Origin of the sequence: Rhodococcus sp. OK519 (assembly GCF_003051005.1) — a bacterium.
Classification (GTDB): Bacteria; Actinomycetota; Actinomycetes; order Mycobacteriales; family Mycobacteriaceae; genus Prescottella.
Genome location: NZ_QAOW01000005.1, coordinates 311,801 through 330,132, shown reverse-complemented (window position 1 = coordinate 330,132; position 18,332 = coordinate 311,801). Strand labels below are relative to the sequence as shown.

17 protein-coding genes are annotated in these 18,332 nt (G+C 68.9%); 7 read left to right on the top strand and 10 right to left on the bottom strand.

Annotation, left to right across the window (positions count from 1 at the left end; all coding sequences use genetic code 11):
- Positions 1–48: 48 nt before the first annotated feature.
- Both C8K36_RS15985 and C8K36_RS15980 read left to right on the top strand, forming a co-directional pair.
- Positions 49–411 (top strand): PadR family transcriptional regulator, encoded by a 363-nt coding sequence (locus C8K36_RS15985; RefSeq protein ID WP_107985532.1) that lies wholly within the window; start codon positions 49–51, stop codon positions 409–411.
- On the top strand, positions 408–1,100 hold the full coding sequence (locus tag C8K36_RS15980) for a hypothetical protein (protein WP_107985489.1): 693 nt from the start codon (positions 408–410) through the stop codon (positions 1,098–1,100). Before C8K36_RS15985 ends, C8K36_RS15980 begins: the two co-directional genes overlap by 4 nt.
- Here C8K36_RS15980 and C8K36_RS15975 read toward each other — a convergent pair.
- The 8 genes from C8K36_RS15975 to hemE all read right to left on the bottom strand — a co-directional run bounded on the left by C8K36_RS15975 (position 1,046) and on the right by hemE (position 8,987).
- Positions 1,046–2,038 carry a DUF1648 domain-containing protein gene (locus C8K36_RS15975; RefSeq protein WP_107985488.1) on the bottom strand — a complete coding sequence of 331 codons (993 nt, stop codon included), beginning with the start codon at positions 2,036–2,038 and terminating at the stop codon, positions 1,046–1,048. The genes C8K36_RS15980 and C8K36_RS15975 overlap by 55 nt on opposite strands.
- Entirely contained in the window at positions 2,035–2,385 is a 351-nt protein-coding gene (locus C8K36_RS15970; RefSeq protein ID WP_107985487.1) for a GntR family transcriptional regulator, read from the bottom strand. Before C8K36_RS15970 ends, C8K36_RS15975 begins: the two co-directional genes overlap by 4 nt.
- Before the next feature lie 36 nt (positions 2,386–2,421).
- On the bottom strand, positions 2,422–4,692 hold the full coding sequence (locus C8K36_RS15965; protein WP_107985486.1) for a molybdopterin guanine dinucleotide-containing S/N-oxide reductase: 2,271 nt from the start codon (positions 4,690–4,692) through the stop codon (positions 2,422–2,424).
- 50 nt (positions 4,693–4,742) lie between these two features.
- Entirely contained in the window at positions 4,743–5,183 is a 441-nt protein-coding gene (locus C8K36_RS15960; RefSeq protein WP_107985485.1) for a hypothetical protein, read from the bottom strand.
- A 114-nt stretch (positions 5,184–5,297) separates the two neighbouring features.
- Entirely contained in the window at positions 5,298–5,675 is a 378-nt protein-coding gene (locus C8K36_RS15955) for a hypothetical protein (RefSeq protein ID WP_107985484.1), read from the bottom strand.
- Positions 5,676–5,858: 183 nt separating this feature from the next.
- Complete coding sequence (gene hemQ / locus C8K36_RS15950; RefSeq protein WP_107985483.1) at positions 5,859–6,554, bottom strand: hydrogen peroxide-dependent heme synthase; 696 nt, start codon at positions 6,552–6,554, stop codon at positions 5,859–5,861.
- 4 nt (positions 6,555–6,558) lie between these two features.
- Positions 6,559–7,923, bottom strand: a complete 1,365-nt coding sequence (locus tag C8K36_RS15945; RefSeq protein WP_107985482.1) for a protoporphyrinogen oxidase — start codon at positions 7,921–7,923, stop codon at positions 6,559–6,561.
- Positions 7,920–8,987, bottom strand: a complete 1,068-nt coding sequence (gene hemE / locus C8K36_RS15940) for a uroporphyrinogen decarboxylase (RefSeq protein WP_181319595.1) — start codon at positions 8,985–8,987, stop codon at positions 7,920–7,922. Before hemE ends, C8K36_RS15945 begins: the two co-directional genes overlap by 4 nt.
- Before the next feature lie 118 nt (positions 8,988–9,105).
- Between hemE and C8K36_RS15935 the strand changes: the two genes are divergently transcribed.
- On the top strand, positions 9,106–9,705 hold the full coding sequence (locus C8K36_RS15935; RefSeq protein WP_107985481.1) for a DUF3000 domain-containing protein: 600 nt from the start codon (positions 9,106–9,108) through the stop codon (positions 9,703–9,705).
- Positions 9,706–9,719: 14 nt separating this feature from the next.
- Here C8K36_RS15935 and C8K36_RS15930 read toward each other — a convergent pair whose 3' ends face one another.
- The gene (locus tag C8K36_RS15930) at positions 9,720–10,943 is read right to left on the bottom strand and encodes an alpha/beta hydrolase (protein WP_258195437.1); all 1,224 of its coding nucleotides are present in this window, start codon (positions 10,941–10,943) and stop codon (positions 9,720–9,722) included.
- A 102-nt stretch (positions 10,944–11,045) separates the two neighbouring features.
- On the opposite strand from C8K36_RS15930, the gene C8K36_RS15925 reads away from it, so the two are divergent.
- Positions 11,046–12,473 (top strand): WS/DGAT/MGAT family O-acyltransferase, encoded by a 1,428-nt coding sequence (locus tag C8K36_RS15925; protein WP_181319582.1) that lies wholly within the window; start codon positions 11,046–11,048, stop codon positions 12,471–12,473.
- Here the strand turns inward: C8K36_RS15925 and C8K36_RS15920 are convergent.
- A complete protein-coding gene (locus C8K36_RS15920; protein WP_107985478.1) occupies positions 12,418–13,269 on the bottom strand; it encodes an alpha/beta fold hydrolase in 852 nt (283 codons plus the stop codon). The two genes, C8K36_RS15925 and C8K36_RS15920, sit on opposite strands and share 56 nt — an antisense overlap.
- A gap of 270 nt (positions 13,270–13,539) precedes the next feature.
- Between C8K36_RS15920 and C8K36_RS15915 the strand changes: the two genes are divergently transcribed.
- From C8K36_RS15915 to C8K36_RS15905, 3 genes are all read left to right on the top strand, one after another.
- Positions 13,540–14,778 (top strand): ribonuclease D, encoded by a 1,239-nt coding sequence (locus C8K36_RS15915; RefSeq protein WP_107985477.1) that lies wholly within the window; start codon positions 13,540–13,542, stop codon positions 14,776–14,778.
- 121 nt (positions 14,779–14,899) lie between these two features.
- Positions 14,900–16,126, top strand: coding sequence for a thiolase family protein (locus tag C8K36_RS15910; RefSeq protein ID WP_107985476.1), 1,227 nt, complete (start codon positions 14,900–14,902; stop codon positions 16,124–16,126).
- Entirely contained in the window at positions 16,127–18,232 is a 2,106-nt protein-coding gene (locus tag C8K36_RS15905; protein ID WP_107985475.1) for a 3-hydroxyacyl-CoA dehydrogenase NAD-binding domain-containing protein, read from the top strand.
- Positions 18,233–18,332 lie beyond the last annotated feature (100 nt).

The window sequence follows — 18,332 nt, the reverse complement described above, 5'->3', positions numbered from 1 at the left end:
GTCCCGAAACGCTGCCTTGCTTACCAAGATACTGCTACCTTGCTCTGCATGAGTCCTTCGGTCGAACGCCGTAGCCTGATCCTGCGGGGAGTGCTCGATCTCTGCCTGCTCGCCCTGCTGCAGGAAAAACCCGTCTACGGCTACGAACTCACCGAGAGGCTGGCCGAGCGGGATCTGCTGGTCGCGGGAGGCTCGTCCTACCCGCTGCTCGCCCGCCTCGAGAAGGCCGGGCTGGTCGAATCCGAAAGCCGCCGATCGGACGCCGGGCCGCCGCGGAAGTACTACTCGTCGACCGACGACGGCCGGAAGGCGCTCGCCGAGGGAACAACCGAATGGTCCACGGTGGCCACGAGCGTCACCGCACTGCTGGCGCCGATCTCGGCGACCACATCAGGGGAGGAAGATTCATGATCGAGGTGGACGAACACACGGAACCCGCACCACCCGGAGCGGATAAGTCGATTCTGCGTGACGCCAAGCGCATCTGGCGCCGAGCGGCGGTCCGACCCACGGACCGCCGCGTCCTGCTGGCCGAGTTGTCGGACGAACTGACCGCGGCCGACTCGGACGGGCTGCCCGCCAGTGCGGTGGTCGGCGAGGAACCCGCTGCGACACTGCGGTCCTGGTCCGACGAACGTGGGCTGTCCGGGCGAGCCCTGCGGCTTCCGTTGATCGTGCCGGTCACCCTCGTCGGCACAGCCATCGGCTTCGCGTTCCTCGGGACGATCCTCTACATGGGATTCACGACGAACGAACTGCGAATCGAGCCCACCTATGTGGTCGTCGGCCTGTACGCGGCGACCGGCCTGCTCGCATATCTACTGGCAGTCACCTGCACGTTCGTGATGCTGCACTGGGCCGACGACCCACGCTCCGCCAGCACCGCGCGGTGGCTCGCCGCCACCCTGCCCGCCGGCGCTGCCGTGGCCACAGCAGCGGGGGTCGGGGTCGCACGCGCTCTCGGGTTCACCACCGAACCTCGCACGTTCGTCGCAGTGATCGTCGTTGTCTGCGGCGTCCTGGCCGCGACGACTGCAGCTGCCCGCTACCTGGCGACGCGTCCGCGCGCCGCAAGCGAGTTGAGCACGGCCGCAGCCTGATCCGCGCCGTCGACGGTGACGGTGAACTTGGAGCCGTCACCGCGGGTGACCCGCAGCGCTTCACCCGGTCGCACCAGGAGGCCGACACCGTCCGGTCCGACGCGGTAGCCGATGCCGCCGTAGCGGTTGATCAGTCCGATCTTCACGGCGTCGGCGCGGGCGATCTCGTCGAGCGGGATCCGGCGTCGACCGCCGGTGAGGACGTAGCGCGTCTCGAGCCCGCGCCCGTCGACGACGACGTGGACCGGCGCCAGCGTCACACCGAGCAGCAACGCGCCGACGAACCCGGTGACCAGCAGTTCCGGGCCCACAGTCCGGGACACCACCAATGCGAGCACGATAGGCAGCAACGCGAGCGCGGCGGCGGCCCACCGCGGCAATGCCGCCGACCCGGTCCACACCACGGATTCGGTGTCGGCAAGTTCCAGTCGCGGAGCGTCGGCCGGCGGCACCGCCGTGACCGGCACCGCGACGGCCCGGCCCACCATCGGCAGGGCAGCGCATCCGGCAGCGATCCCGAGTAGTGCGACCGGGACGAGCCACCACAGAGCGATCGTGGCATTGGCTGCATCCGCGAGGCCGCGCTGAGGGGCGAGCAGAACCGCCGGCAGTACCGCGAGCGCGGTCCCGGTGCCCGACGCCACCGCAGCAGCGATCCGACCGGCCCGCACGTCCCGGCGCGTGAACGCCGCCACCACACCGGCGAGCACCAGCGCGAACGCGGGACCCATCAGCGGCCACCAGAGCACCGACCCATGCCCCGCGAAGCCGTCGGCGACACCGCCGGGTCCGAAGTGGACCGCAACTGGATCGGGTAGGTCGTCGGGCCAGCCGGCCAGCACGGCGACGGCCGCCGTCGTCGCCACAACGGGCGCGAGCAATGCGCCCGCGAGGCCGCGGACCAATGAAACCTTCTGCACCGCAGTCGAGTCGGTCATGCCAGCTCCTTCTTCACGAGGTCGAGCAGATCGGCTGCGCTCATGCCGTAACGCCGCGCCTCGGAGACGAGGCCGCGGACGGCATCCACCACCGATGCGCGGGCCGACGCATCCGCGGCAACCACCGCACCGCGCCCGCGGCGCAGTTCGATCAGGCCCTCGTCCCGCAGCTGCTGATACCCGCGAAGCACGGTGTGGATGTTGACGTCCAGGGAGGTCGCGAGGTCGCGCGCGGAAGGCAGCCGCTCCCCCGCCGCAACGGAGCCGTCGGCGATCGCGCCGCGCACGCTCGCGGCGAACTGCTCGTACAGCGGGACGGCGGACGACTGATCGATACGGATGAGCACATACTCACCATATTGTTCTAGTTCAAATAGAACAAGTCAGATCGGCGGATCGAACGCGTTGATCGGGGGCAGGTCACCGTCGAAGCGCTCGATCTGCACCAGCGCGTGCTGGCCGGTGCAGCCGTGCGACAGTCGCGAACTGCCGATGTCGGCGGTGAGCACGTTCGCGTTTCCGTGCACACACATCGAGGCGGGGTCGGCGGGGTCGAGCGGGTCGTACCAGGCGCCGGTCGACAACTGCACCACCCCGGGGCGGACGTCGTCGTCGAGCACGACACCGGCGAGGCACGCACCGCGGTCGTTGAACACCCGGACCACGTCGCCGGCAACGAGTCCACGCTCGGCGGCGTCAGCCGGGTGGAGCCGGATCGGTTCGCGCCCACGGATCTTCGACGCCTGACTCGCCGCGCCGTGATCGAGCTGCCCGTGCAGACGCGTCTTCGGTTGGTTCGCGATCAGGTGGAGCGGGAAGCGCTGCGCGCGTTCGCCGCCCAGCCACTCGTCCGGCTCGTACCAGCGCGGGTGGCCGGCGCAGTCGTCGTAGCCGAAGCCGTCGATGTCGGCGGAGAAGATCTCGATCCGACCGCTCGGCGTGGTCAGGGGGCTCCTGCGGGGATCGTCCCGGAAATCGGAGAACAGCGACAGCCCGTCCTCGGTGCGCATCCGCACATGACCCCGCACCCAGAACTCGTCGAAGGCGGGCGCCTCCAGATGCGCCGGGTCGGCCAGCACGAACCCGCGCCACTGCTCGTAGAGATGCTCGATCCACTCCTGCGCCGTGCGGCCCTCGGTGAACCGCTCCCCGAAACCCAACCGGTGCGCGAGCGCGGAGAACGTGTCGTAGTCGTCGCGGGCGTCGGCGTACCGGGGCACCGCCGCGTGCATCGCGACCAGCAGCGGATCGTTGCGGGTGCACGCCAGGTCGTTGCGCTCGAGGGACGTGGTCGACGGGATCACGATGTCGGCGTGCCGAGCCATCGGTGTCCAGTACGGCTCGTGCACGACGATCGTGTCGGGCCGGGCCAGCGCCCGCCGCAGCCTGGCGAGGTCCTGGTGGTGATGGAACGGGTTGCCGCCGGCCCAGTAGACGAGGCGGGTGTCCGGGTAGGTCAGGCGTCGGCCGTCGTAGTCGAATTCCTCGCCCGGGCGCAACAGCAGGTCCGCGATCGCGGCGACCGGGATGAAGTCCGGGACCGGGTTGCTACCCTGGAACAGCGTCGGCAGCGGATACGGGACCGGTGCGAGGCCGGGTTCGTTCATCGACCCGTAGCCGTGGCCGAATCCGCCTCCGGGAAGGCCGATCTGGCCGAGCATCGCGGCGAGCGTAACCCCCATCCACGGCGCCTGCTCGCCGTACCGCACCCGCTGCAGCGACCACGTCACCGTGAGCATCGTCCGACCCGCGGCCATCCGGCGGGCAAGCGCGACAATCTGATCGGCGGGCATCCCCGACAGCGCCGACGCCCATTGGGGCGACTTGGGGACCCCGTCGTCGATCCCGAGCAGGTAGCTCTCGAACCGGTCGTAGCCGACGCAGTAGCGTTCCAGGAAGTCCTTGTCGTGCAGTCCTTCCGATGCCAGCACGTGCGCGAGGCCCAGCATGATCGCGACGTCGGAGCCCGGGATCGGCGCGATCCACTCGCACCGCCCGTGGAGGTCGTCGCGGAGCGGGCTGATCGAGACCACCTCGCCGCCGCGCTCGCGCAGCCGGTCGAGGGCGCCGCGGGTGGGATGTGCGCTGGTGCCGCCGCTGTTGACGGCGGTGTTCTTGAGCGGCACACCGCCGAAGCACACCATCAGATCGGTGTGGTCGGCAATGACGTCCCAGTTGGTGGAGCGGGCGAACAGCTTCCAGTGCGTGCCGACGACGCGCGGCATGATCACGCCGGTGGCGCCGAGCGAGTAGCTGTGCACCGACCGGGTGTAGCCGCCGAGCATGTTGAGGAAGCGGTGGATCTGGCTCTGCGCGTGGTGGAATCGCCCCGCACTGGCCCAGCCGTAGGAGCCGCCGAAGATGGCTCGGTTCCCGTGCCGGTCGACCACGCGGCGCAGTTCACGCGCCAGCAGATCCAGAAGTTCGTCCCACGACACCTGCACGAACTCATCGGCGCCGCGGACATCCGACGGGCCGGGGCCGTGCTCGAGCCAGCCGCGCCGAACGGCCGGACCGGTGATGCGGGAGCGGTGCCGTACCGACCCTGGCAGGTTGCCCAGGATCGGTGACGGATCCGTATCGCCCGCATACGGGTGGACCGCGCTCACGTCACCGTCAGCTGATTCGACGTCGAACATGCCCCAGTGCGCCATGTGCTGGTACCGCGTCGACGAACTCACGGCCCTCAGTCTGCCAGTGGTACTCAGGGCACGAAGAAGACCCCTGTTCCGGCGATGACCTGGTCGCGGGCCGTCGTGGACGCGGTCACGAGCCCGGCCCCGGTGAAGACGCTCGCCGAACCGTCGGAGGAGATGTCCAGCACTCCCGAGGCGCCAGTCCCGACATTCCTCCAGTGAATCCGGATATTCCACCAGCTCGACAAGTTGGGAGGAATCTTCTCGCCGAACGGCACAGCGCGAAAGATCACGGTCCCGGGTGTCTCTCCGGTGATCGCGACCGGGGTGTAGGAGCAGAAGGTGTGGATCCCACTGCACGCCCAGATGCCAGTGTTCACGACGAGCGGAACCTGGAAGGTGCTCACGGTGGGGGCGGCAGACGCCTGCGGAACTGGGCCCGCTGCGAGGCCTGCGCCGACGCCGAGCGTCAGAACTACTGCACCGAGGAACTGACGTGCACTCCGCATCGCAACGCCCCTCTCGTGGGCCCGCCCGTGTGCTCAGACCAAGAGAGCCGATCCGCCTCTGGGGAGAGTAGGCCGACAATCACACGGGCGGGCGGACATTCAGAAAGCCGTGGCTCAGTCGTCCAATACCGACCAGCAGTCGTACCCCTTGTTCGGGGTCTGATCCTCCTCCTGGGTGCACTCCATGTGCAGTGGCCGACCGTTGTTGAAAAGCCGAGAATCATACGTCCACGTCGCGGCCGAGCGCGGGCCACGGAGGTTCGTATAAACCACCCCCGAGTTCTGCCGTGCGATGTTGTCGACGGCCTCGACGACGTATTCGATCGCGTCCTCGGTCCGCTCATCCACATCATCGAATGTCACGATGACACCCCCCTCGTCCTGGATGATCTCCGGCATCGCGAATGCGGAAGCAGGAGCGGCAAGTGCGATGCCGGCTGCGGCGATGGCGGTGGTCGAGGTGACGAGTGCACGTCGGATGGAGGGCTTCACTCGGAGTCCTTTTAGTTGCGGACGGTGTCGATCACCATCCATTGGTAAAAACATACTTTGCTTATACCCATGACGGACCCAAATGAAAGGAAGTCGCACCAACGACGGGTGCGGACCCCGACGATCGCCGCGGTACACGACAGCACCCCGCACCTGACTGGTGCGGGGTGCTGTCGTTTCAGCTCAGGGCAGCGAGTTGACCAGCTGCTCGACGCTCACGCGCGGGCCGGTGAAGAACGGTGTCTCCTCGCGCACGTGCATGCGGGCCTCGGTGGCGCGCAGGTCGCGCATCAGGTCGACGATGCGGTCCAGCTTCGGGGCCTCGAAGGCGAGGATCCATTCGTAGTCGCCGAGGGCGAACGCCGGGACCGTGTTGGCGCGGACGTCGGGGTACGTGCGGCCGGCCATGCCGTGATCGGCGAGCATCTTGCGCCGATCGGCGTCGGGCAGCAGATACCACTCGTACGAGCGGACGAACGGGTACACGCAGATGTAGTCGCCCGGCTCCTCGCCGGCGATGAACGCCGGGACGTGGCTCTTGTTGAACTCGGCGGGGCGGTGCAACGCGACATTGGACCACACCGGGTCGCTCGCCTGGCCGAGGTCGGTGGTGCGGCGGAAGTCCTGGTACAGCTTCTGCAGATCCTCGAGACGCTCCGCGTGCGTCCAGATCATGAAGTCGGCGTCGGCGCGCACGCCGGCCACGTCGTAGATGCCGCGCACGACGACGTCGGTGTCCTCGAACGAATCGAAGAACGCCTGCGCCTCCTTCAGCGCTGCGGCGCGGTCGTCACCGAGGACGCCGGGCTGCACCTGGAAGACGGAGAACATCGCGTAGCGGAGGGTGGAATTGAGCGTGTCGAAATCGAGGCGTGCCATGGCATCATCCTGCCACTCGTGCCGCGAGCCGTGTCGCGGCCGTCGTCGCCGACGCGACACACGCTGGAACCCCGACCCCGTGCAGGTAGGCGCCCGCGACCTCGACTCCGTCGACGTCGGCCACGGCGGACGCGATCGCGGCCACCCGATCCAGGTGCCCGGGCGCGAGCTGCGGCAGCCCGCTGTGCCAGCGCGCGACGACCGCATCCACCGGTTCGGTCGATACCCCGGTCACCGTCTCGAGGTCGGCGCGGGCCATCGCGATCAACTGTTCGTCGCTGCGGTCGACGACGGCAGCGTCGCCGAACCGGCCGTACGACGCCCGCACCAGCGTGACGGTCCGCTCGGCCAGGTGCGGCCACTTGCGGCTCGACAGCGTGAACGCCTTGGCGCCCAACGACTCCCCGGTCGCCACCAGGATTCCCGAGTTTTCGGGAACGCCCGCGTCGGTCGGGAGTGCGAGCGCCACGACCGCGGAGGACGCGAGTTCGATGTTCCGGGCCGCATCCGCGAGCGCGGGTGCAGCGCCGGCGACGAGGCGGACCATGTCCGGCGCGGGCAGCGCGAGGACGACGCCATCGACATGACCGACCGGATCGAGCCACCAGCCGGCGCCGTCGCGGCGCAGACCGGCCGCGGGCGCGTCCAGGATTGTGTGCGGCCGGCCCGCGGCGCGGAGCGCGTCGAGCAGCGTGCCGTAGCCGTCGCGCAGGGTTCCGAACACCGGGCCGGGTGACGGCGCCGGAAGGGCGGCGGTCACGGCCGCGGTGAGGCTCGTCGCTCCCCCGTCGAGTGCGGCCGCGAGGGCCGGGAGCGCGGCACGGACACCGATCGAGTCGGACAGGCCCGAGTAGACGCCGCCGAGCAGTGGGTCGACGGAGCGGCGGACCACCTGCTCGCCGAAGCGGCTGCCGACCAGCGACGCGACGTCGACGTCCGCGGCCGGGTCCCAGTCGAACGGCGTCGACGGCTCGGCCACAATCCGCGCGAGGGTCTCGGAGTCGACGAGGCCGGCAACGGACTGCGGATCCGACGGAATGCCCATCAGGGTGCGAGTAGGCAGCGGATGCAGCGCGCCTTCGGACCAGATGAGGGGCCGGCGGCCGGCGGGATGCACCAGCTGATCCTCGAGCCCGAGTTCGGCGATCAGCTCGGAGACCTCGGGCCGCCGGGCGATGAACGCCTCGGCGCCGACGTCGACCGGGCCGTCGGCGAGAGGGACGGTGCGCAGCTTGCCGCCGAGCCGTGATCCCGCCTCGACGACGGTGATCTCGGCGTCGGCGCCGAGTTGCTGACGCAGCCGGTACGCGGCGACGAGTCCGGTGACGCCGCCACCGACGACCGCTACCGAGACTCGCCTACCGGTCACAGCGAATGCACCAACTCCACGACGTCGGTCAGGATGGCCGGATCGGTGTCGGGGAGCACCCCGTGTCCGAGGTTGAAGATGTGTCCGGTGGCACCGGCGGCGAGCGCGGCGTCCGCCTCGCGGCAGATACGACGAACTTCCTTCTCGGTCGCGTCCCAGCCGGCGAACAGCACGGCCGGGTCCAGGTTGCCCTGCAGCGCCTTGCCCGGGCCGACGCGGCGGGCGGCGACGTCGAGCGGGATACGCCAGTCGACACCGACAACGTCGGCACCGGCCTCGCCCATCGCGCCGAGCAGTTCACCCGTGCCGACACCGAAGTGGATCCGCGGTACGTGGGCCGACGCCACCTCGGCGAACACGCGCTCGGAGTGCGGCATCACGAATTCGCGGTAGTCGGCGAGCGAGAGTGCGCCTGCCCACGAATCGAACAGCTGGATGGCGTCGACGCCGGCGTGCAACTGGGCCTGCAGGAACGCGATGGTCACATCGGTGATGCGGCCGAGTAGCGCGTGCCACGTCTTGGGGTCGCCGTGCATGAGCGCCTTGGTGCGCTCGTGATTGCGACTGGGGCCACCCTCGACGAGGTACGACGCGAGCGTGAACGGGGCACCGGCGAAGCCGATCAGGGCCGTCTCGCCGAGCTCGGCCGTCAGCAGCCGCACCGCCTGCGCGACCGCGCCGACCTCGTCCGGAACCAGCCGGGGCAGAGCCTCGACGTCGGCGGGGGTCCGCACCGGGTTCTTCACGACCGGACCGACACCCGCGACGATGTCGAGGTCGATCCCTGCCGCCTTGAGTGGAACGACGATGTCGGAGAACAGGATCGCCGCGTCGACCTTGTGCCGCCGCACGGGCTGCATCGTGATCTCGCAGACCAGCTCCGGGTCGAAGCAGGATTCGAGCATCCCGATTCCGGCCCGGATCTCCCGGTACTCGGGCAGCGAGCGTCCGGCCTGACGCATGAACCACACGGGTCGATGCTTCACCGGACGGCCCGCGGCCGCCGCCAACAACGGTGCGTCGTCGAGAACCCGCCTGGCGGGGTACTCGGCGCGCCCGGTCATCCCTGCATTCGTATCTTCCAAGCCGCTCATCGCAGTCCATGCTGCCATGACGTGGCGCCGGGGCAGAATCGGCGCGCCTCCACCGCGCCACCAGGCGAGCCGTCTAACGTCCGCTGGTGTGACGACCCCGGGATTACCCAACGAACCCGCCCCGTTCCGCGCCGCCGTCGACGCGATGAACTCGGCTGAGGTTCGCCCGGAAATCGAGGTCGGTCCGATTCGGCCGCCGCAGAGGCTCGCCCCCTACAGCTACGCGATCGGCGCCGAGCTACGGCACGCCGAGACCGGTGCAGTCGACGAGCACGCCGTGTTCTCCGAGGGAGACGCGTTCGGGCGCCTGATCCTGCTGCACGACCCGGACGGCGACGAGGCCTGGAACGGCACGATGCGCCTGGTCGCCTACATTCAGGCCGACGTCGAACCCGTTCTCGCCGCCGATCCCCTCCTGCCCGAGGTCGCCTGGAGTTGGCTGGTCGACGCCCTCGAGGAGAAGGCCGACGAGATCATCGCGCTGGGCGGGACCGTGACCGCGACCAGCTCGGTCCGCTACGGCGACATCGCCGGCCCCCCGCGGGCGCACCAGCTCGAGTTGCGGGCCTCGTGGACCGCGACGTCGACGGCACTCGCATCCCATGTCGAGGCGTTCTGCGACGTCCTCGCGCACGCCGCCGGGCTTCCCCCGGCGGGCGTCACCACGCTGGGCACACGCGGCCACTAGCGGAACGCCGACATCTACCCGACCGCGTCGGCGTCGACCCGCCCGTTTCGGCGACGTGCATGAGCCCAGTCGAGGAAGTCGGCGACGCCGCGGACGACGGCGGCACTCCGGATCGACGGAAAGATGTCGAAGGCGTGCTGCGCGCCCCGCAGTTCCGCATAAGCGACGGGTTCGTCCGAGACCTCCCGCAACCGGCGGACGAACTCTCGCGCCTCCGCGACCGGGATGAACGAATCACTCATGCCGTGCACGACGAAGAAGGGCGGCGCGTCGGCCCGCAGGTGCATCAACGGTGATGCCGCCTCGTAGTCCTCCGGGAACCGCGCCTGCTTGCCGAGCACCATCGGCATGAGGCCCGATTCGACGCGCTGCCGTGTGGCCTTGATGCCGGTCTCCCCGGTGAAGTCGTAGACGCCGTAGTGCGGGGCGCACGCTTGAATCGACGTGTCGGCATCCTCGAAGCCCGGCTGTAGGCCCGGATCGTTCGCGGTCAGTGCCAGCATCGCCGCGAGGTGTCCCCCGGCGGAGCCTCCCGTGACCGCAACGAATCCTGGGTCACCCCCGTAGCGGGAGACGTTGTCCCGCAACCACGCGACCGCTTGCTTGACGGCGACGAGATGCGCCGGCCACACCGCCCTCGGCGACAACGGATAGTTGATCGCGGCGCACACCCACCCACGCGAGGCCATCTCGAGCATGAGCGGAATCCCCTGGTGATCCTTGCTCCCGATGACCCATCCGCCGCCGTGGACCTGCAGCAGCACCGGCGCATCCACCGGAGTGTCCCGGCGGTGATAGATGTCGACCCGGAAGCGGCGGCCGCCCGGCGCGTACGCGAGGTTCCGCACCCGCACGACATCGTCGCGTCGCATCCGGAACGGGAGCGCCAACTGCCGCCACGACACGCCGGCGACGGATCCCGCCCCACCCGCGACGGAGCGGTAGTCGGATCCGAGCGCCGACGTCAGCGCCGATTCGACCTCCACGCGCGCGCCCCGCCCGGTCGCGATGACGGCCGCGAGACCCGCGGCAGACAACCCCGCGACCGCGAGGCCGGCGACGTCCCCCTTGGTACGGACCCCGCGACGCGCGACATGGACCGCGGAATCGATCGCGGTCGCCGCGAGCAAGTGCGGAGCAAGTTCGGCAGTGAGCCAACCGGCCACGAAGGTGGGCACCGACAGTGGCATTCCCGGAACCGGACGAAGCGCATTCGCCGCCAGTCCAGCGGTAGCCACCTGCCGTAACAGGAACCTGTTACTGATCCTCATGAACCTATTCAACCATGACGTTTATCACAACGCACACGGCAAACTGGAACAGGTTCTACCGTTAGCTGCATGGAGAGACTCAGTGGAATGGATGCCAGCTTCCTCTACCTCGAAACCCCGACGCAGATGCTCCACGTATGCGGCCTGATCATCCTGGACGGGTCCACGATCCCGGGTGGTTATTCTTTCGCGAAACTGCGCGACGAACTCGCGATTCGCGTGAAAGCGATGCCCAGCTTCAAGCGGCGCCTCGCGGACAGCCGCTTCAACCTCGACCATCCCGTGTGGGTCGACGACACCGACTTCGACATCGATCGGCACTTCCACCGGATCGCCGTGCCCGCCCCCGGCGGCCGGGACGAGCTCTCCGAGCTGTGCAGCTCGATCGCGAGTCAGCCCATGGATCGCTCCCGCCCGCTGTGGGAGATGTTCGTCATCGAAGGCCTCGAAGACGGCTCCGTCGCCGTCATGTCGAAGATGCATCACGCCAACGTCGACGGCGTGACCGGCTCCAACCTCATGTCGCAGCTGTGCGGTCTCGAACCCGACGCCCCCCGGCCGGATTTCGACAAGCTCCCCGAGGGTGCGGGTCGCGCGAGCACCCTCGATATCGCGGTGGGTGGCCTGCTGTCGTTCGCGTCCCGCCCGCTCAAGATGGCCAAGCTGCTCCCGGACAGCATCTCACTGCTCCCCAACTGGATCGGCCGGGCCCGCAAGGGCGAGGCGATGCCGACCCCGTTCTCCGCGCCGCGCACGTCCTTCAACGGGGCGATCACCGGCCGCCGGACGATTGCCTACAGCGAACTGAGCCTCGACGACGTCAAGCTCGTGAAGAACACCTTCGGGGTCAAGGTCAACGACGTCGTGCTGACGCTGTGCGCCGGAGCGCTCCGCAAGTATCTCGAGGACCGCAACGAACTGCCCGACAGCTCATTGGTCGCGACCGTGCCCGTCTCGGTGCACGACAAGTCGGATCGGCCCGGCACCAACCAGATCTCGGTCATGTTCACCCAGCTCGGGACGGACATCGCGGATCCGATCGAGCGCCTGCACTTCATCGCCGAGCACAACGCGATCAACAAGGACCACCACAACGAGGCCCTGGGCGCGACCCTGCTGCAGGATTGGGCCCAGTTCGCGGCGCCGGCCACGTTCGGCAGCGCGATGCGCGTCTACGCCAAGCTCAAGCTCGCCGAGCGCCACCCCGTGGTACACAACCTCGTCGTCTCGAACGTGCCGGGCCCGCCGATGCCGCTGTACTTCCTGGGCGCACACATCAAGCAGATGTATCCGCTGGGCCCGGTCTTCCACGGCGCCGGACTCAACGTCACGGTGATGTCGCTCGAGGGCCGGCTCGACGTGGGCCTGGTCTCGTGCAAGGAGCTCGCTCCTCACCTGTGGGACCTGGCCGACGCCTTCCCCGAGGCCCTCGCCGAACTCGTCACGAGCGCACGCGCGCAAGCACCGAAGAAGAAGCAGCCAGTAGCCCCTCGGTGAACGGGCCCGCGTTCATGACGCACGACGAATGACCGCAGTCCACCTCGTACGTTGCGGCGCCGGCGATCTGGCGAGCAAGCCAGCGTTGGCGCCGCGGCGGGATGATCAGATCCTTGGTGGGCACCACGACCGCGGTCGGGACGTCGATGTCCCCCACCCAGGCGGTGGAGTCGAACTTGCCGATCTCGGCGGTCGCCCGACCGATCGCACCGTAACTCGTCTCCCGGAACTGGGAGTACGCCCAGACACGGTCGCCCCCGATCCGCGGCCCGCCCGCCGGCACCGGCCCGGGACGCGGTTTGAGCGCCCCCAGCCCGAGGCTGAGCGACTCGAGGGCCATGCGCTCGCGGGAATTGCGTTTGAAGTGCGCGGCCCCCGCGCAGAGCACCAGGCCGGCAACCAGATCTCGGTGTCGCTTCCACGCCAGCTGCGACACGAGCGAGCCCATCGAATAGCCGACCGGAACGATCCGGTCCAGGCCGAGCACCTCGGCCAGAGCCGCGACGTCGTCGGCGCAGTCCTCGAGGGTGAACCGGTCCGATCGGATGCCTCGACCGTGCCACCGCTGGTCGAGCACCACGACACGAGACTTCTCGGCGAGCTTGGCGATCGCCGGGTACCACGTCAGCGTCCCGGTACACGCGAGCGCGTGCAGCAGCACGAGCGTCGGCTTGTCCGAGTTGCGCAAGGTTGCACCGGTGTCGATCACGTAGGTGCTTCCCCGACCCGGTAGGTCGATCATCGCACCGATCGGTACCTCGCCGACGGGAGCAACTGCGGCCGCAAGGTTGACCATCGAACTGCCTCTCGATTCGTATTCCCGCCCGGTGGGCACCACCCACGAACGAGACCGGCAAAACTAGAACTCGTTCTACCTCATGATTCCCGGCGCCGCGTGGCATTCCGGCATTCCCTCCGAAGCACCCGACGACCCGACGTGTGCGGCTACCGGCACAATCATGCCTCGACCGTGTTCTTGGTCACATGTCCAACTTTTCAGCGAATTCCGGCCGGACACGCGTCCGGCGACGTGGAATCCATCCCTGGCCACGTAGAGTTTTCCCCTATGCCAGACAGCACCGAGCCCACCCCCGTGCCACTCCTGGTTCCGGCCGACGGTGTGCCGCCGGTGATCGAGACCGCCGCCGGCGTCCGCGACGCCGCCGAACGACTCGCTGCAGGAACGGGGCCGCTCGCGGTCGACGCCGAGCGGGCCTCCGGGTTCCGCTATTCGTCGCGCGCCTACCTCATCCAGCTGCGCCGCGCGGGAGCCGGGTCGTTCCTCCTCGACCCGATCCCCACCGCCGACGACCTCGAACCGCTCCGCGACGCGATCAACGGTCTCGAGTGGATCCTGCACTCCGCCGACCAGGACCTGCCGTGCCTGGCCGAACTCGGTCTCGAACCCGCGGCGCTGTTCGACACCGAACTGGCAGGACGCCTCGCCGGGTTCGAGCGGGTCGGCCTGGCGGCCATCGTCGAGCGCACCCTGGGTCTGGAACTACGCAAGGGCCACGGTGCCGCCGACTGGTCCACCAGACCTCTTCCGGATGCGTGGCTCAACTACGCCGCACTGGACGTGGAGGTTCTCCTCGAACTCCGCGACGCCATGGCGAAAGAACTAGCGGATCAGGACAAGACGGAATGGGCCGCACAGGAGTTCGAGCACGTCCGGCTGGCCGGGCCGCCGCAGCCCAAGCCCGACCGATGGCGCCGGACGTCGCAGATCCACAGCCTCAAGAGCCCGCGTCAGCTCGCCGCGGTTCGTGAACTGTGGATCGCCCGCGACGAGATCGCCCGCAAGCGCGACATCTCTCCCAGCCGGATCCTGCCCGACTCTGCGATCGTCACGGCTGCGAGCGCGGACCCCAAGAGCATCGACACCCTGCGTGCGCTCCCAGTGTTCGGCGGCCCGCGCCAGCGCCGCTCGTCGCGCATCTGGCTTGCAGCTCTCGAACGGGCACGAACTCTTCCCCAGAACGAGCTCCCACCGGTCAACCAGCCGTTCACGGGCCCGCCGCCGCCGAGTCGCTGGGCCAAGCGGGATCCCGACGCAGCTGCGCGACTCGCGGCCGCGAAGGCCGGCATCACCGAGCTGAGCGAGCGGGTCAGCGTGCCCGTCGAGAACCTGCTGAGCCCGGATCTCGTACGCCGCGTGTGCTGGGAGCCGCCGGTTCCCCCGGTGCTGCCGGACGCGGACGTGGCGGCCGCGATCGACGGCATGCTGGCGGCGGCGGGCGCGCGCCCGTGGCAGCGCGAACTGACGGTGCCGGTGCTGGTGGATGCCGTTCGCGCAGAGCCCTGATCTGCGGCTACGCCCCGTTCGACGCCCCGTATGTTACTGGCGGGTAATTAGCGCTACAGTGGTGCTTGCCGGGTCATCGCACCCGCAGTGACCGCATCGTTCCCGCCAGGAGGAATCCAGCGTGGCTGCTTCCGCTAATCCCAGAAACGTCGTCTTCGTCGACGGCATCCGTACGCCGTTCGGCAAGGCCGGGCCGAAGGGCATGTACGCCGAAACCCGCGCCGACGACCTGGTCGTCAAGGCCATCCGCGAGTTGCTGCGCCGCAACCCTCAGCTCGATCCCGCGCGGATCGACGAGGTCGCGATCGCCGCGACCACACAGACCGGCGACCAGGGCCTGACCATCGGCCGCACGTCCGCGATCCTCGCGGGCCTGCCCGAGACGGTCCCCGGCTTCGCGATCGACCGCATGTGCGCCGGCGCGATGACCGCCGTGACCACCACCGCGTCGGGCATCGGCTTCGGCCAGTACGACATCGTCGTCGCCGGCGGTGTCGAGCACATGGGCCACCACCCGATGGGTGAGGGCGCAGACCCGAACCCGCGCTTCCTCGCCGACCGCCTGGTCGACCCGAGCGCGCTGGTGATGGGCAACACCGCCGAGAACCTGCACGACCGGTTCCCGTCGATCACCAAGGCGCGCACCGACGCCTACGCCGTCACCTCGCAGAACAAGTACGAGGCCGCGAAGAAGGCCGGCTACATCGCCGACACCCTCGTACCGGTGGCGACCCGCTCGGAGTCGGGCTGGGGCCTGGCCACCGAGGACGAGCCGCCGCGCCCGGGCACCACGCTCGAGGATCTCGCCAAGCTCAAGACCCCGTTCCGTCCGGCCGGCCGCATCACCGCCGGTAACGCGGCGGGCCTCAACGACGGCGCCACCGCCGCGCTCCTCGCCGGCGAGGACACCGCCACCGAACTGGGCCTGCCGATCGGCATGCGCATGGTCGGCTTCGCGTTCCAGGGCGTCGATCCGGCCGTCATGGGCATCGGCCCGGTCCCCGCGACCGAGAAGCTGCTGGCCCGCACCGGCCTGAAGATCGAGGACATCGGCCTGTTCGAGATCAACGAGGCATTCGCGGTGCAGGTGCTCGCGTTCCTCGAGCACTTCGGCATCGCCGACGACGACCCGCGGGTCAACCAGTGGGGCGGCGCCATCGCGTGCGGCCACCCGCTCGCGTCTTCCGGCGTGCGCCTGATGACGCAGCTGTCGCGGCAGTTCGCACAGAACCCCGGCGTCCGCTACGGCCTGACGACGATGTGCATCGGGCTCGGCATGGGCGGAAGCGTCATCTGGGAGAACCCGAATCACAAGGACTACGCAGCTTACGAAGCGGGAGCCGAGTAAATGACCGATATCTCAACCGCGTTCGCCGACGAGGTCGTGACGAACGCCTACACCAAGCTGATCTCGGTTCCCGGCATCGAGGGTCCGGTCGCGCTGATCACGCTCGACAACGGCTTCGACCACACCAAGCCGAACTCGTTCGGCCCGCGCGGACTGCTGTCGTTCGACCAGGCGCTCGACGAGGCCTTCGCCGCCAACCCGGCCGCGATCGCTGTCACCGGCAAGCCGTTCATCTTCGCGGCCGGCGCGGACCTCAAGGGCGTTCCGTCCATCTCGACCAGGGAACAGGGTCTCGAGCTCGGCCGACTGGGACACAAGGTGTTCCGCCGTCTGCGCGAGTCCGAGGTACCGACGTTCGCGTTCGTGAACGGCGTCGCTCTCGGTGGCGGCCTCGAAGTGGGCCTTCACTGCCACTACCGCACCTTCGCCGACAACGTCGGCGCCCTCGGTCTGCCCGAGGCGATGCTGGGCCTGGTTCCCGGCTGGGGCGGAACCCAGTTGCTGCCCAACCTGATCGGGCCGTCGAACGCCGTCACCGTCGCGATCGAGAACCCGCTCAACAACGGCAAGGTCATCGGCTCGAAGAAGGCGCTCGAGCTCGGCATCGCCGATGTCGTGCTCGGCTCCGCCGACTTCATCGAGCAGTCCCTCGCGTGGGCCGCGCAGGTCCTCGCGGGTGATGTCACTCCGGCGCGTCCCGAGATCGACCGGGGCCAGGGCTGGGACGAGGCCATCGCTCGCGCCAAGGCGATCGTCGACGGCAAGACCAAGAACAACGCGCCCGGCGCGGTCCGCACGGTCGAACTGCTCGAGCTGGCCCGCACCACGGACCTCACCGACGCGAAGTCCCTCGACGCCGGTTTCGCGGCCGAGGACGACGCGCTCGCCGACCTGCTGATGACCGACGAGCTGCGGGCGGGGCTGTACGCGTTCGACCTGGTGAACAGGCGGGCCAAGCGCCCGGCCGGCGCACCGGACAAGTCGTTGGCGCGCAAGATCACCGGTGTCGGCATCGTCGGCGCCGGCCTGATGGCCAGCCAGCTCGCGATGCTGTTCGTCAAGCAGCTCAAGGTGCCGGTGATCCTCACCGACATCGACCAGGAGCGCATCGACAAGGGCGTCGGCTACGTCCACGGCGAGATCGACAAGCTGCTCGCCAAGGGCCGGCTGTCGCAGGACGGCGCGAACCGTCTCAAGGCACTGGTCACCGGTTCGCTCGACAAGGCCGCGTTCGCGAAGACCGACTTCGTCATCGAGGCCGTCTTCGAGAACATGGACGTCAAGAAGAAGGTGTTCGCCGAACTCGAGGAGCACATCTCACCCGAGACGGTTCTGGCAACCAACACGTCGTCTTTGTCGATCACCGAGATGGCGGCGGACCTGAAGCATCCCGAGCGGGTGGTGGGCTTCCACTTCTTCAACCCGGTCGCGGTGCTGCCACTGCTCGAGGTCATCAAGGGCGGGCAGACCGACGACGCCACGCTCGCAACGGCATTCGCCACCGCGAAGGCTCTCCGGAAGTCGGCCGTCGGCTCCGCCGATCTGCCGGGCTTCGTGTTCAACCGTCTACTCATCCGCGCGCTGGGCGAGGTCATGAACGCGGTCGACGAGGGCACCCCGTTCGACGTCGCCGACAACGCGATCGCCGAACTCGGCATGCCGATGACGCCGTTCACACTGCTCGCGCTCGTCGGACCGGCCATCGCGCTGCACACCGGCGAGACCCTCAACGCCGCCTACCCGGAGCGGTTCAAGCCGTCCCCGGGCCTCGAGGCGATCGTCGAGGCCCGCAAGCCCGGGGTCTGGTCCTGGACCGACAAGGGCCAGGTCGTCGACCCTGAGGTCGCGGCGCTGTGGCAGCAGGGCGACAATCCGTCGACGTCCGAGGAGGTGCTCGAGCGCACCCGTCGCGCCTTCGCCGAGGAGATCCGGATCATGCTCGAGGAGGGCGTCGTCGCCGCTCCCGAGGACATCGATCTGTGCCTGATCCTGGGCGGCGGATTCGGATTCTGGAACGGCGGCATCACGCCGTACCTGGACCGCACCGGCACGTCGGAGGCCGTGAACGGCAAGACGTTCCTGGCCGAGGGCGTCGCGAGCGTCTAGCCCGACCGGTCACGAGAAGAGCGCGCCCCGGCGGGGTGCGCTCTTCTCGTCTTCGCCGGATGTCAGGAGCCGAAGATCCGTCCGAAGGCTTCGAGAAATG

Bases quoted from the DNA above. Each gene is read 5' to 3' on its own strand.
- C8K36_RS15985 (WP_107985532.1), top strand. From the start codon at position 49: ATGAGTCCTTCGGTCGAACGCCGTAGCCTGATCCTGCGGGGAGTGCTC.
- C8K36_RS15980 (WP_107985489.1), top strand. From the start codon at position 408: ATGATCGAGGTGGACGAACACACGGAACCCGCACCACCCGGAGCGGAT.
- C8K36_RS15975 (WP_107985488.1), bottom strand. From the start codon at position 2,038: ATGACCGACTCGACTGCGGTGCAGAAGGTTTCATTGGTCCGCGGCCTC.
- C8K36_RS15965 (WP_107985486.1), bottom strand. From the start codon at position 4,692: ATGGCGCACTGGGGCATGTTCGACGTCGAATCAGCTGACGGTGACGTG.
- C8K36_RS15960 (WP_107985485.1), bottom strand. From the start codon at position 5,183: ATGCGGAGTGCACGTCAGTTCCTCGGTGCAGTAGTTCTGACGCTCGGC.
- hemQ (WP_107985483.1), bottom strand. From the start codon at position 6,554: ATGGCACGCCTCGATTTCGACACGCTCAATTCCACCCTCCGCTACGCG.
- hemE (WP_181319595.1), bottom strand. From the start codon at position 8,987: ATGACCGGGCGCGCCGAGTACCCCGCCAGGCGGGTTCTCGACGACGCA.
- C8K36_RS15925 (WP_181319582.1), top strand. From the start codon at position 11,046: ATGGAGAGACTCAGTGGAATGGATGCCAGCTTCCTCTACCTCGAAACC.
- C8K36_RS15920 (WP_107985478.1), bottom strand. From the start codon at position 13,269: ATGGTCAACCTTGCGGCCGCAGTTGCTCCCGTCGGCGAGGTACCGATC.
- C8K36_RS15915 (WP_107985477.1), top strand. From the start codon at position 13,540: ATGCCAGACAGCACCGAGCCCACCCCCGTGCCACTCCTGGTTCCGGCC.
- C8K36_RS15905 (WP_107985475.1), top strand. From the start codon at position 16,127: ATGACCGATATCTCAACCGCGTTCGCCGACGAGGTCGTGACGAACGCC.